We start from the raw sequence: 12056 nt of genomic DNA, 5'->3' as shown, positions 1-12056 counted from the left end.
CACGTCCGGGGTCGGATGTCCGCCTGTTCTGACCCGCACCCACCCACCAATCCCCCCCACCCCCCCCACCCCCCCCACCCCCCCAACCGCACGCGGCCTGGCTGTCAACGTTGGTTCCGTAGCGCCCCCGTTCGCGTGAGTGCCCACACCCCGCACTCAGATCAGCGGTCAAGCGGACCGGCAGCGGGAGTCATCCCGAACCGCAACCCATCAGGAGACAGCAATGTTCCAGCGCATGGCCTCGGCGGCGATCGGCGTGGCCCTCGCGGTCGCGGGGGTACTTGGTACGGCCGGGGCGGCCAGTGCACACGATGACGACGCGGTGGCGCACAGCGATTGCACCGCAGGCAGCATCCGCTTCTGGTCGGAACCCGGCTTCCACGGCAAGAAGACGGTGTACAAGTCGGCGCTGGTCGAGTGCACGCGGATCGTCAAGCCGTCCGCGGACGCGCCGGAGCGCCTCATGACCGCCAGGTCGGTGAAGAACCGCACCGACCGCACCGTCGTGCTCGGGTACAAGGACCCGAGCTGCCTGATCCCGGTCAGCCTCACGTCCGCGCACACCCCGCTCCACCTGACGCCGCTGGCGGACAACGCGGACCTGGGCGAGGGGATTGAGTACATTCGCACCACCTGAGTGGGGGCTTGGCGCGGAAATCCACCGGCTGGGTGGGCCCCACCCAGCCACCCCACCCAGCCACCCCATACCGGCGGCGCTACGCTCGGGCGGGTGACTGATCACGGAATCGCGTTCCCGGTGAACCGCCGGCACTACGGCGAAGAGTCGTGATGACCGGGCCGGACGAAACCACTGACGACGACGTACCTCGCTGGATGCTCGTCGTGTCGGTCGTGGCTGACGTGCTGCTCAGCCTGCTGACGTCCGGCGGGCGGAGCCGCAGCGGCGGCGGCAGTGGCGACGGGGGCGACGACTAGGGCGCAGATCAGTGGTCAGCCGCCCCCGAAAGGCTCGCCTCCTGCGCGTCGAGCAGCCTGCCACCCGGGGCCGCAAGTCCGGCCCGCCGCACTGCGACGACCCGGGAGATCCCCCTGGTTCTGGTCGCCCCGGCGAGGACAGCGAGCCGACGCTCCTGACCTGACCCTGCGTCAAAATCCCCGTGCACGAGACCTCGCCACCCTCATATGCTCAGCGCACTCCATTCCGGGGATCTTCCGGATGCTCACGGCATATGAGGTGGAACGATGATTCTTCGTGCATTACCGCGCGCTGCGGCATCGGCGCTGACCGCTCTCTCCCTGGCGGGCGCCGCCCTGGCCGGCACCGCCGGTAGCGCCGCGGCGGCCGACGGGGGCGGCTGTACCGGCCCCGCGTCGCGGCAGGCCTGTGTGAGCCTGATCGACGACGGCGGGCGCGGGGGCGACATTCTCTTCGAGGGCCGCAGCGACTGGCCCGAGGCCGGGGACGACTGCCGTATGCGGCTGGTGGCGTTCGACGACACCACCGGCTGGCAGTGGGAGCGTGAGCTGCGCCGGTGCGACCGGCCGGTCGACCAGCACTACACCCTGCCGAACCCGACCGCCGGGCACCGGTACCGGGCCGAAGTCCAGATCCTCCCCAACGGGAAGAACTTCGAGTTCGCGCAGTTCGTGAAGAGCCCGGTGCTCACGTACTAGTCCCGTACCGGCTCCCTACCGGCCCCGCACAGTCCTCCCGCGCTACTTGAACGCGTTCCTGCCGCACACGCCGTGCGCGCTGCCGAGGATCTGCGAGGCCTGCTTTCCGGTGAGCCCGAGTTCCTCCTTGGTCTTGATGGCCTGGTCGACGAGGGCCTTCCCTTGGGCGAGGCAGAGCGCGTTGCCATGAGTGACGAGAACGTCGTCGCTGATGCGGTCCAGATCCGGAGCGTTGTCCCGGATCGTCTTGAGGTAGAGCTTGGCCGGCAGCCCTGTCAGCCCGCGCACTTCCGCGGAGGCCGATGGGCTCCCGGACGGGGCGGCGGCGGGGGCGGACGCGGGCGCGGAGGACGCGGCGGCCGGTGTCGCCGAGGCGCTCGCCTCGCTCTCGCCGGACGGGCCGCACGCCGAGGCGCCGAACGCGGCGGCCGTAAGACAGATGGCGAGCAGGGGCAGACGCTTGTGCATGAATCTCCTGGTACGTGACTGAACCGAGAGATTCTCTCTCATTTCCGGCGTGCTCCGCGACGGCATTCCCTCAGGGTGGCCGCCGGTGCCGAGACGCGCTCGGCACCGGCGGCCGCCTGCCTCAGGAGCCGAAACCGGTGACCTTCTGAGGGGTCACCCGGACGATCAGCCGGAGCGTCTCCTCCGGCTCGGCCGGCGGGTCCTCGCCGAGGTATTTGTGCGAGAGCCTGCGCGGAAGCGACTTCTCCCGGTCCTCGATCAGCTCCACGGTGCCGCGGATGTCCACCGAGTGGTACGGGTTCGCGGTGTCGAACACGGTGAGGCTGACCCGTGGGTCCCTGGCGAGATTGCGCGCCTTCAGGCGGCCCGCCGTGGTGGAGAACAGCACGGTGTCTCCGTCCCGCGCGATCCAGACCACCGAGGTCTGCGGCGCGCCGTCCCGGTTGAGCGTCGCGACGGTCGCGAAGTTCCTCCCGTCCAGCAGCTCGCGCGTCTCTTCGTTGAACGCCACTGACACGGCCTCCCCCTTCTGTTCAGCACTCGTGAGTGCACTGCTCGGAGAGAACAGGCGGGAGGGCCGGGGTCTTCCCGGACGGGCGTTGTCAGTGCCTCTTGGCACACTGGTGGGAACGATGCACCGCTAGGTACCGCTATGTCCCGAGAGGTCCCATGCTCACTACCGTCGCCGTCGAGAACTACCGCTCCCTGCGCCGCCTCATCGTCCCCCTGGGACGGCTGAACGTGATCACGGGAGCCAACGCCACCGGGAAGTCCAGCCTCTACCGCGCCCTGCGGCTGCTGGCCGACTCGGCGCGGGGCGGGGCTGTCGCGGCGCTGGCGCGGGAGGGCGGGCTGGCGTCCACGCTGTGGGCGGGGGAGCGGAAGGGCTCGGGGCGCTCGCCGGCGGCGAGCCTCCGGCTCGGCTTCGCGGGGGACGAGTTCGGGTACGCGGTCGACTTCGGGCACCCCATACCGACCTCGGGCAGCACGGGCGCGCCGTCCATGTTCAACCTGGACCCGGAGATCAAGCGGGAGTGCACCTGGGCCGGGCCCGTGCTGCGCCCGGCCGCCCTGCTCTCGGACCGCTCCGGCCCCGCCGTCCGCACCCGCACCGCGCAGGGCACGTGGCACAGCTCCGTGAATTCCGTCCGCCCCTACGACAGCATGCTCAGCGAGCTCGCCGACCCGCAGCTCGCCCCCGACCTGTTGCGGCTGCGCGAGCACATGCGGTCCTGGCGGTTCTACGACCACGTGCGGACCGACGCGCACGCGCCCGCCCGCAGCGCGCAGATCGGCACCCGCACCCCCGTGCTCGGGCACGACGGGGCGGACCTCGCGGCCGCGCTCCAGACGATCCGCGAGATCGGCGACCGCGAGGCGCTGGACGCCGCCGTGGACGCGGCGTTCCCCGGCAGCGAGGCGGAGATCGTCAGTGAGGGCGGCCGGTTCGAGCTGAAGCTGCACCAGCGCGGGCTGCTGCGCCCGCTCGGCGCGGCCGAGCTCTCCGACGGCACGCTGCGCTATCTGCTGTGGACGGCGGCGCTGCTCACCCCGCGCCCGCCCGCGCTCCTCGTCCTCAACGAGCCGGAGTCCAGCCTGCACCCGGACCTGCTGGGCCCGCTGGCCGACCTGATCCTGACGGCGGCGCGGGACACCCAGGTCGTGGTGGTGACGCACGCGCCGGGCCTGGCGGAGGCCCTCGGCCGCGGCGCCGGCCGCCACCGCATCGACGTCAACCCCATCGCCCTCGTCAAGAACGCCCTCGGGGAGACGGAGGTCGCGGGCCGCGAGAGCATGTTGGACGAGCCCCTCTGGCACTGGCCCAAGCGCTGACCGGCGATCAGGTCCGGGTGCGTGCGGGGCTGTCGACGGGATGTCCGCCAGGAGTCGGCAGGGCGGCGCTGCCGGTCCGGCTCAACGGGGCCAGCGCCAGGAGGAAGAGCGCACTGCCGGCCGGCAGCAGGTCGAGGCTCACGCCCATGACGACGGTGCCGAGGCATATCGCGCCCAGCGTCCAGCCGGTGACGGGGCCCCGGCGGGTGACGAGCGACCCGACGAGGGCGAGCAGGCCCACGTAGAAGAGGAGGGGGCCGGCGGAGTAGACGACGAGCTTGACGGCGGCGTGCGACTGGACCTGCCCGAAGAGCTCGCTCATCTCCGCGCCGTCCGCGGCCCGGAAGCCCACGACGAGGTCGACGGCCGTCTGTGCGAGGGAGGCGGCGAGGCCGGCGAGGGCCACGACGGTGCTGACGGCGGCCACGCGGCGCCGCACCGCGGAACCGGCCGGGGCGAGGCGGCGCAGGCCGGCGAAGACCGGCCCGAACAGGGCCAGGCCGAGGAAGAGGGCCAGGTGGCCCGCGGTCCAGCCCGGTCCGGGCACACCGGAGCGGGACAGCAGCCGGACCGTTCCGTAGACGGCGAGGAGCGCCGGGGCGGCGACGAGGGAGAAGCGGGTCAGCGGGGTGAATGCCGGCCGTCCCGGGGCGCGTTGGGTCATGCTCCGATCCTCCGCCGCGGGACGGCGAGGTTCATCGGTGATCGCCCCGAGACCGCCCTGAGAATGCCCTGAGCACGCCCTGACGGAAGCCCTGACGGAACCCTCGGGGTGCGGGGCCGTCAGGACTCCGCCAGGAACCGCTCCAAGCCCTCGACCACCAGCGCGTGGTCCTCCGCCTGGGCCAGGCCCGAGACGGCGACCGCGCCCACCACGCCCGTGCCCCGTACACGCAGCGGGAACGCGCCGCCGTGGGCCGCGTAGTGGTCCGGGTCCAGCCGGGAGGACTCCTCGAACGTGCGGCCCTTGGCGCGGAAGCGGGCCCCGACCAGGAACGACGACTCCCCGTACCGCTCCACCACGCGGCACTTGCGCGCGATCCACGCGTCGTTGTCCGCGGACGTGCCCGGCAGCGCGCAGTGGAAGAGCTGCTGCGCGCCCCGCCGGATGCCGATCGTGACCGCCGCGCCCCGCTCCCGGGCCAGGCCGGCGAGCAGGCTGCCCAGCCGCCAGGCGTCGTCGTTGCCGAAGCGGTCCAGGGCCAGGCGGCGTTCGTCCTCTTCCAGGGCCGCCACCTCGGATACTTCGGGCGCTCCGGAGCTCATCCGGCCTCCCCGATCCGCACCGTGCGCCCCTCGTCCGCCGACAGCCGCGCCGCCTCCAGCACCCGCAGCGCCGCCGCCGCTTCCCGCGCCGTCACCGGGGGTTCGGCGCCCGTGCGCAGGGACGTCTCGATCGCCGCGTAGTAGGCGGGGTAGTCGCCGGGGAGCGTCGGTACGGGGTCGCCGCCGCCGGTCTGGGGGGACTCGCCGGCGCCGAGGCGGCCCCAGAGGGACTCCGGTTCGACGCCCCAGCCGGAGCTGCCGGCACCGGGGCGCAGGCCCTCGCGGAGGGCGGCCTCCTGCGGGTCCAGGCCGTACTTCACGTAGCCCGCCGCGCTGCCCAGCACCCGGAAGCGGGGGCCGAGCTGGGCCGTGGTGGCGCTGACCCACAGGTGGGAGCGGACGCCGTTCGCGTGCGTCACGGCGATGAACGTGTCGTCGTCGGCCTCCGCGCCGGGGCGGCGCACGTCCGCCTCCGCGTAGACGGCCGTGGCGGGGCCGAAGAGGGCGAGGGCCTGGTCGACGACGTGGCTGCCCAGGTCGTAGAGGAGGCCGCCGATCTCCGCCGGGTCGCCGGACTCGCGCCAGCCGCCCTTGGGCTGCGGCCGCCAGCGCTCGAAGCGGGACTCGAAGCGCAGGACGGTGCCGAGCGCGCCGTCGGCCAGGAGCTGCTGCACGGTGCGGAAGTCGTTGTCCCAGCGGCGGTTCTGGAAGGCGCTCAGCAGCAGGCCGCGCTCCTCCGCCAGGCCGGCCAGCGCCTCGGCCTCGGCGGCCGTCGCGGCGAGCGGCTTGTCGACGACGACCGGGAGGCCGGCTTCGAGGGCGGCACGGGCCAGCGGCACGTGGGTCTTGTTGGGGGAGGCGATGACCACCAGGTCGAGCTCCGCGGCGCGCTCGAAGAGGGCGTCGCTGCTCGCGACCACCCGCACCCCGGGGTGCTCGGCGGCGGCCTGCCGCTGCCGGTCGGGGTTGCCGGTGACGACGGTGTCGAGGACGAGACCGTCCGTGGCGGCGATGAGCGGGGCGTGGAAGACGGAGCCCGCCAGCCCGTAGCCGATCAGGCCCACCCGGAAGCCGCCGGAGCCGCCGTCCGGGGCAGCCCCGCCGGTCCCACCGGTCCCGCCCGCTCCGCCCGTCCCGCTGTCACTGTTCATGCCGTCCATGCCCTCGCTCATGCCCTCCACTTTGGCAACGCTGTTGCGAAACTGCAAGCGGCGGCGACAATGGACCCGTGAACAGCTCGCCCGCCCCCGGCGCCAACCTCGCCGCCCTCCGCGACCACAACACCGCCCTCGTCCTCGGCCTGTTGCGCGACGCCGGGCCGGCCGGCGCGAGCCGGGCCGAGCTGGCGGACCGCACGGGCCTCACCCCGCAGGCGGTCAGCAAGATCACCGGGCGGCTGCGGGTCGCGGGCCTGGCCGCCGAGGCGGGGCGCCGGGCGTCCACGGGCGGCAAGCCCGCCACGGCCCTGCGCCTGATGCCGGAGGCGGCGCACGCGATCGGCGTGCACCTCGACCGCGACGCCCTGACGGTCACCCTCGTCGACCTGTCGGGGGCCGAGGTCGTGACCCGTACGTCCCCCCTCGACCTCGGGGCGGGCGCGGAGACGGTCCTGGCGGCGGTCACGGCGGAGGCCGCGCGCGTACGGGCCGAGGCCGGCGGCTCCCTCCTCGGCGCGGGCGTCGCCCTCCCCGGCCCCCTCGACCACCGCACCGGCGTCCTGCACCGCGTCACCGGCTTCCCCCGCTGGGACGGCTTCCCGCTGCGCGACGCGCTCGCCGAGCGGCTCGGCCTGCCCGTCGTCGTCGACAAGGACACCAACGCCGCCGCCCTCGGCCTCGTGCTCCGCGGCTGCGCCGGCCCGGCCGGCTCCTTCGCGTACCTCCACCTCGGCACGGGCCTGGGCGCCGGCCTCGTGCTGGGCGGCGCGGTGCACCGGGGCGCGCGGACCGGCGCGGGGGAGTTCGGCCACCAGGTCCTCCGGCTGGACGGCCCCCTGTGCCCCTGCGGCGACCGCGGCTGCATCGAGGTCCTGTGCCTGGACGCCGTCGCCCGCGGTGACGTCGCGGAGGCGGCCCGGCTGCTCGGCACCGGCGCCGCCAACCTCGTACGCCTGCTGGACATCGACCTCGTGCTGCTCGGCGGCGGCACGCTCCTGAAGGACGCCGCCACCTACGCGGCCGGAGTGCGGGACGTGCTCGGCGCCGCCGCCCCGGTGGCCGTCACCCCGGCCGGGGACCGCACCGTCGTCGAAGGGGCCGCGGAGCTCGTCCTGGCCTCGCTGTTCGGGCGCGACCGGCTGTCCGGACTGCCGAAGGCCGGCCTCACACACTCGCCGTAGCAGCCTCTCCCGAACCCGCCCCTCACGCAGCCGTCTATCCCGAACCCGCCTCCCCCGAACCCGCCCCTCACTCACCCGTCCCCAGGAACCGCTCGACCCTGACCGACGCGACCCGTACGGCGAACAGCTCCTCCAGCTCCGAGGCGTCGTCGCCCTCCTCGAACCGCATGCTCGTCCCCGTCCCCTGCGGGCCGGTGTACAGCGTGACCGCCCACCGCGGCTGCGGCCCCTTGCCCGGCCGCCAGCGCCGCGAGGGCACCAGCACGGACCGTACGGGCCCGCCGCGCTCGTACGTGCCGGGGTCCAGCTCCTCCCACCGGCCGCGGAAGTGCGGCGCCGAGAAGAGGGCGGGCAGGTCCTTGCCGGGGTAGTGCCCCAGGAAGGGCTCCAGCAGGTCCCCGACCAGGGGCAGGCCGGCCAGGCTCTTGAGGGGGTTCCTCCGGTACGTCTCGGCGTCGTCCCCGCTCCGCGGGTGCTGCGCCTCGCTCCCGCCGCCGCGCTCCTCCGCCACCGCTACTCCGCCGCCTCCGTGCGGCCCGACCACTCGTAGACCGGCAACCGGCCCCCGGGCGTGTCCCACTGCCGTGAGGTGGCCCGGAAATGTTCGTAACCGCCCCGGAAGGGCACCTTCACGTCCTCGCCCGGCGCCGGGACCGGGACGATGTGCTCCGGGAGGCCCTCCGGCCCGCCCTGGAGGACGCACTTCTCAGCATCAGCAGTGGCCATGCCCCGATCCTGACCGAGCCGCGCCCGCCCGGCACGGCCAGGCGCACCGGCTCCACTCGGATGACACGAAAATAGGCTCATCGGGCGGTATGTGACGGCTGGTCGGGGTACGCGACCGCGCCGGGCCGGGACCCGCGAGCGGGCGGTGGGAGGTTCGAGGCAGGCAGCAACCTGACCGTGCACCGGCACCTGACCGTGCACCGGCAACAGACCCGACCACCGCAAAGGTCCCGCGATGCCCAAGCCCCGTGCGCTCGTCCTCGGCGCCACCGCGCTCGCGATCTTGGCGACGGCGGCCCCCGCCCCCGCGCACCCGGCGGCCGGCCCGGAACCCGTCCGCCCCCGCTGCGCCGCCCCCGGCACCCCCGACTTCCCCATCGCCGCGAAGCTGAGCGGCGGCCCCGAGTCGTACGAGCGCGGCGCCGCGCCCCGCGCCTGGCGGCTGGAACTGCGCAACGACTCCGGTGCCGAGTGCCGCGCCGTGCACCCCGTCGCGGTCCTCGCCGACCGCGGCCGCGCGCTGGAGCCGGGCGACATCCGGCTCGACTTCTACGACGCCGGGGCGGATCGCTGGCGCCCCGTCCGCTTCGAGCGGACCGACGAGGCCGAGAACGTCGGCGTCTTCGACGGCACGGCCCCGAGCAGCACCCCGAGCGGTACGGCCCCGAGGGGCACGCCGAACGGCACGGCCCCGGGCGCCGCCGGCCGCGCGGACCGCTCCGCACGCGCCGCGGCCGCCCCCGGCTTCGGCGGCTTCTCCGTCCCCGCGCACGGCAGCGTGCCCGTACGCGTCCGCCTGGCCTTCGCCAAAGGCGCCCCGGAAGGGCCCGTGACCGCCAACATCACCGCCGTGCAGCGGCGCGGCGACGACGGCGAGTGGGTGGGGGAGTCCAACGACTACACGTTCGGCATCGGCAAGGCCCCCGCCCGTGCGGGCGCCCCCGCCAAGCGCGGAGCCGACGACGGCGAGCAGCCCCTGCTGGCCGACACGGGCTCCCAGCGCCCCCTCCTCGCCATCGCGGCGGCGGCCGGCGCGCTGCTCCTCGCCGGGGCGTCCCTGATCGTGGGGGCGCGGCGCTCGGGGCGCTGAAGGTCTGCCTCCGGGGGAGGCAGGGGCCTCAGAGACGCCAGAGGTTCCGTGGTTGCCGAGGGGCTTCCGGGGGCCGTGAGCCGCCCGAGGCGCAGCCGTCACCGGGACGTCGCCCGGACGTGTCTACGCTGGAGACACGAGCCGTGGCACGAAGAGGTGCGACCCGGCGTCCCCGAGCCCCGCGAAGCGGGCGCGTACGGCAGGAGTCCCCGTATGGCAGAGCGCAAGCCGATCGAGTCCTGGCTGACCGACATGGACGGTGTCCTGATGCACGAGGGCATCCCCGTCCCGGGCGCCGACACCTTCATCAAGCGGCTCAGAGAATCCGGCAAGCCCTTCCTCGTCCTGACCAACAACTCCATCTACACCGCCCGTGACCTGCACGCCCGCCTCGCCCGCATCGGGCTGGACGTGCCCGTCGAGAACATCTGGACGTCCGCGCTGGCCACCGCCCAGTTCCTGGACGACCAGCGGCCCGGCGGCACCGCGTACGTCATCGGCGAGGCGGGTCTGACCACCGCCCTGCACGACATCGGCTACGTCCTCACCGACGCCGACCCCGACTACGTCGTCCTGGGCGAGACCCGGACCTACTCCTTCGAGGCGCTCACCAAGGCCATCCGGCTCATCAACGGCGGCGCGCGCTTCATCGCGACCAACCCCGACGAGACCGGCCCCTCCGCCGGCGGCCCCCTGCCCGCCACCGGCTCCGTGGCCGCGCTGATCACCAAGGCGACCGGCCGCGAGCCGTACTTCGTCGGCAAGCCCAACCCCCTGATGATGCGGGCCGGGCTCAACGCCATCGGCGCGCACTCCGAGGGCAGCGCCATGATCGGCGACCGGATGGACACCGACATCCTCGCCGGCCTGGAGGCGGGCATGCGGACCTTCCTCGTCCTGACCGGGCTGACCCGGCCCGAGGACATCGACCGCCACCCGTTCCGGCCCTCCCAGGTCGCCGACTCGATCGCGGACCTGGTCGACCTGATCGTCTGACGCCGGGTCGGATCCGGATCGCCTGACGCCGGCCCCCGATCCGAACAGCCCCTGATCTGAACGGGCCCCGTCCGGCACCGAACGGAGCAACCCGCCCACGGAGCGGATGCGCCCGCCGGGAACAGCAGGTGAATCTCTGACTGTCAGGAGGTTCACCATGGACTCTGCCCGCCTTGCCCTGTGCGGTGCTCTCGCGGCCGTCGCCGTCTGCGCGCCCCTCGCGCACGCCGACGACGAGCCCGCCACCATGTCCGGAACGATCGAACTCACCGCCGTCAGCAGCCACCCCGGCGGCCAGGTGCAGCTGCGCGTCGCCGGCTGCTCGGGCGACCGGGCCACCGCCGCCTCCGAGGCGTTCGTCTCCGACGCCCGGCTCGCCAGGGACTCGGCCGGGCTGTTCGCCGCGGCGGCCGTCCGCTCGTCCGTGGACCCCGGCGTCTACCCCGTACGGGTCACGTGCGACGGCGAGGACGCGGTGGCCGAGGGCAAGCTGACCGTCGTCCCGCACGGCAAGCCCCTGCCGGTCACGCACGCCCACGAGCAGGTGGCGCTGCCCTCGCAGTCGCCGCAGCAGGACCGGAAGCAGCAGGACCGGGAGCGCGCGATGGACAGCAGGCCCGCCGTCCACCCGCAGCCGCAGCAGCAGGCGCCGCACGAGCCGCCCGCCCCCGTGGCGCCCGTCCCCGCGGGCGGCGGAGGCACCGCGGCCGAGAACGCCCCCGGCACCCCCGGCCTCGTCCTGGCGGGCATCACGGCGCTCATCGCCACCGGCCTGATCTGGCACCGGCGCCGCACCGAGGCCGCCCAGCGGTCCTCCGGGCAGCAGTGAGGGAAAGCGACCCCCAGGCCATGCCCGAACCCGCATCACCCGAGCCCGACCCCGGGCCGGCCACCCGCACCGGCGGCCGCGGCCGGCTCCTGACGGGCGCGGTGTGGGTCGCCCTGCTGCTCGGCCTGTGGCTGTGGGGGCGCGAGATCACCGAAGGCCACGGCTCCTCCGTCACCCCCACCGCCGGTGATGTCGCCGCGGCCGGCCGCCCGCTCGCCGACCCGCTGCCCCCGGCCCGCGCGCCCCTCCCTCCGGCCCCGCCCCGCTCCCTCACCATCAAGGCCCTGGGCGTGGACGCCCCCGTCGAGGCCAGGGGGCTCGACCCGGCGGGCGCCGTCGACCCGCCCCCGTACGCCGAAGCCGGCACCGTCGGCTGGTACCGCCGCGGGCCGCAGCCCGGCGCACCCGGCGCCGCCGTCCTCGTCGGCCACGTCGACACCGACGACGCGCCCGCCGTCTTCTACGACCTCGGCAGCCTCAAGCCCGGCGACACCCTCGGCGTCGGCCGCGCGGACGGCACCACCGCCGAGTTCACCGTCGAGGACGTCTCCGTCTTCACGAAGGAGCGCTTCGACCCCGCCAAGGCTTACGGGCCGCGCGACGGCAAACGCGCCGAACTACGCCTGATCACCTGCGGCGGCGACTTCGACCGCGCCCGCCGCTCGTACAGCGCGAACGTCGTCGTCTCCGCCTACCTGACCGGTGCGACCGGGCCGAAGGGGCCCAGGACGCCGGCCGCGCTCGTACGGCGATGAGCGTACGGGGTGGGCCGACCGGGCGAATTGACTCCCCGTCATCCACAGATCACACACGGTTCGGCACCGGGGTGTGCCAGCATTGCAGGGACCGGTCATGTCCCGTGGGGGCGTGGGGAC

At 74.4% G+C, this 12056-nt stretch carries 15 protein-coding genes; 8 read left to right on the top strand and 7 right to left on the bottom strand.

Annotation, left to right across the window (positions count from 1 at the left end):
* Positions 1-223: 223 nt before the first annotated feature.
* Positions 224-637 carry a hypothetical protein gene (locus D7231_RS30235; protein ID WP_120758794.1) on the top strand — a complete coding sequence of 138 codons (414 nt, stop codon included), beginning with the start codon at positions 224-226 and terminating at the stop codon, positions 635-637.
* A gap of 566 nt (positions 638-1203) precedes the next feature.
* Positions 1204-1635: a hypothetical protein gene (locus D7231_RS30230; protein ID WP_147449815.1), complete on the top strand. Its 432-nt coding sequence runs from the start codon at positions 1204-1206 to the stop codon at positions 1633-1635.
* Positions 1636-1677: 42 nt separating this feature from the next.
* Here D7231_RS30230 and D7231_RS36615 read toward each other — a convergent pair whose 3' ends face one another.
* Positions 1678-2103 (bottom strand): hypothetical protein, encoded by a 426-nt coding sequence (locus D7231_RS36615; protein ID WP_158673835.1) that lies wholly within the window; start codon positions 2101-2103, stop codon positions 1678-1680.
* A gap of 121 nt (positions 2104-2224) precedes the next feature.
* Positions 2225-2614 (bottom strand): PPOX class F420-dependent oxidoreductase, encoded by a 390-nt coding sequence (locus D7231_RS30220; protein WP_241999995.1) that lies wholly within the window; start codon positions 2612-2614, stop codon positions 2225-2227.
* Positions 2615-2772: 158 nt separating this feature from the next.
* On the opposite strand from D7231_RS30220, the gene D7231_RS30215 reads away from it, so the two are divergent.
* Positions 2773-3936 carry an AAA family ATPase gene (locus D7231_RS30215; RefSeq protein WP_120758791.1) on the top strand — a complete coding sequence of 388 codons (1164 nt, stop codon included), beginning with the start codon at positions 2773-2775 and terminating at the stop codon, positions 3934-3936.
* 7 nt (positions 3937-3943) lie between these two features.
* Here D7231_RS30215 and D7231_RS30210 read toward each other — a convergent pair whose 3' ends face one another.
* The 3 genes from D7231_RS30210 to D7231_RS30200 all read right to left on the bottom strand — a co-directional run bounded on the left by D7231_RS30210 (position 3944) and on the right by D7231_RS30200 (position 6353).
* A complete protein-coding gene (locus tag D7231_RS30210) occupies positions 3944-4600 on the bottom strand; it encodes a hypothetical protein (RefSeq protein ID WP_120758790.1) in 657 nt (218 codons plus the stop codon).
* Positions 4601-4719: 119 nt separating this feature from the next.
* Positions 4720-5202, bottom strand: a complete 483-nt coding sequence (locus D7231_RS30205; protein ID WP_120758789.1) for a heme-degrading domain-containing protein — start codon at positions 5200-5202, stop codon at positions 4720-4722.
* Entirely contained in the window at positions 5199-6353 is a 1155-nt protein-coding gene (locus tag D7231_RS30200; protein ID WP_120758805.1) for a Gfo/Idh/MocA family protein, read from the bottom strand. The genes D7231_RS30205 and D7231_RS30200 overlap by 4 nt, the downstream gene beginning before the upstream one ends.
* A gap of 77 nt (positions 6354-6430) precedes the next feature.
* Between D7231_RS30200 and D7231_RS30195 the strand changes: the two genes are divergently transcribed.
* On the top strand, positions 6431-7540 hold the full coding sequence (locus tag D7231_RS30195) for an ROK family transcriptional regulator (protein ID WP_120758788.1): 1110 nt from the start codon (positions 6431-6433) through the stop codon (positions 7538-7540).
* A 67-nt stretch (positions 7541-7607) separates the two neighbouring features.
* Here the strand turns inward: D7231_RS30195 and D7231_RS30190 are convergent, their stop codons facing one another.
* A complete protein-coding gene (locus D7231_RS30190) occupies positions 7608-8051 on the bottom strand; it encodes a hypothetical protein (RefSeq protein ID WP_120758787.1) in 444 nt (147 codons plus the stop codon).
* 2 nt (positions 8052-8053) lie between these two features.
* Positions 8054-8266: a DUF5988 family protein gene (locus D7231_RS30185; RefSeq protein WP_120758786.1), complete on the bottom strand. Its 213-nt coding sequence runs from the start codon at positions 8264-8266 to the stop codon at positions 8054-8056.
* A 235-nt stretch (positions 8267-8501) separates the two neighbouring features.
* On the opposite strand from D7231_RS30185, the gene D7231_RS30180 reads away from it, so the two are divergent.
* The 4 genes from D7231_RS30180 (at position 8502) to D7231_RS30165 (ending at position 11936) form a co-directional block, all read left to right on the top strand.
* On the top strand, positions 8502-9356 hold the full coding sequence (locus D7231_RS30180; protein ID WP_120758785.1) for a hypothetical protein: 855 nt from the start codon (positions 8502-8504) through the stop codon (positions 9354-9356).
* Between the two features lie 213 nt (positions 9357-9569).
* Complete coding sequence (locus D7231_RS30175) at positions 9570-10352, top strand: HAD-IIA family hydrolase (RefSeq protein WP_120758784.1); 783 nt, start codon at positions 9570-9572, stop codon at positions 10350-10352.
* A 157-nt stretch (positions 10353-10509) separates the two neighbouring features.
* Positions 10510-11181 (top strand): hypothetical protein, encoded by a 672-nt coding sequence (locus D7231_RS30170; RefSeq protein ID WP_120758783.1) that lies wholly within the window; start codon positions 10510-10512, stop codon positions 11179-11181.
* Between the two features lie 20 nt (positions 11182-11201).
* The gene (locus D7231_RS30165) at positions 11202-11936 is read left to right on the top strand and encodes a class F sortase (RefSeq protein WP_120758782.1); all 735 of its coding nucleotides are present in this window, start codon (positions 11202-11204) and stop codon (positions 11934-11936) included.
* Positions 11937-12056: the final 120 nt, after the last annotated feature.

The organism is Streptomyces klenkii (assembly GCF_003626645.1).
Lineage (GTDB): Bacteria > Actinomycetota > Actinomycetes > Streptomycetales > Streptomycetaceae > Streptomyces > Streptomyces klenkii.
The sequence above is the reverse complement of the archived record's forward strand: the minus strand, read 5'-3'. Positions and strand labels throughout refer to the sequence as shown.

Bases quoted from the DNA above. Each gene is read 5' to 3' on its own strand.
- D7231_RS30235 (WP_120758794.1), top strand. From the start codon at position 224: ATGTTCCAGCGCATGGCCTCGGCGGCGATCGGCGTGGCCCTCGCGGTC.
- D7231_RS30170 (WP_120758783.1), top strand. From the start codon at position 10,510: ATGGACTCTGCCCGCCTTGCCCTGTGCGGTGCTCTCGCGGCCGTCGCC.
- D7231_RS30180 (WP_120758785.1), top strand. From the start codon at position 8,502: ATGCCCAAGCCCCGTGCGCTCGTCCTCGGCGCCACCGCGCTCGCGATC.
- D7231_RS30200 (WP_120758805.1), bottom strand. From the start codon at position 6,353: ATGAACAGTGACAGCGGGACGGGCGGAGCGGGCGGGACCGGTGGGACC.
- D7231_RS30165 (WP_120758782.1), top strand. From the start codon at position 11,202: ATGCCCGAACCCGCATCACCCGAGCCCGACCCCGGGCCGGCCACCCGC.
- D7231_RS30175 (WP_120758784.1), top strand. From the start codon at position 9,570: ATGGCAGAGCGCAAGCCGATCGAGTCCTGGCTGACCGACATGGACGGT.
- D7231_RS30215 (WP_120758791.1), top strand. From the start codon at position 2,773: ATGCTCACTACCGTCGCCGTCGAGAACTACCGCTCCCTGCGCCGCCTC.
- D7231_RS30205 (WP_120758789.1), bottom strand. From the start codon at position 5,202: ATGAGCTCCGGAGCGCCCGAAGTATCCGAGGTGGCGGCCCTGGAAGAG.
- D7231_RS36615 (WP_158673835.1), bottom strand. From the start codon at position 2,103: ATGCACAAGCGTCTGCCCCTGCTCGCCATCTGTCTTACGGCCGCCGCG.
- D7231_RS30210 (WP_120758790.1), bottom strand. From the start codon at position 4,600: ATGACCCAACGCGCCCCGGGACGGCCGGCATTCACCCCGCTGACCCGC.
- D7231_RS30230 (WP_147449815.1), top strand. From the start codon at position 1,204: ATGATTCTTCGTGCATTACCGCGCGCTGCGGCATCGGCGCTGACCGCT.
- D7231_RS30185 (WP_120758786.1), bottom strand. From the start codon at position 8,266: ATGGCCACTGCTGATGCTGAGAAGTGCGTCCTCCAGGGCGGGCCGGAG.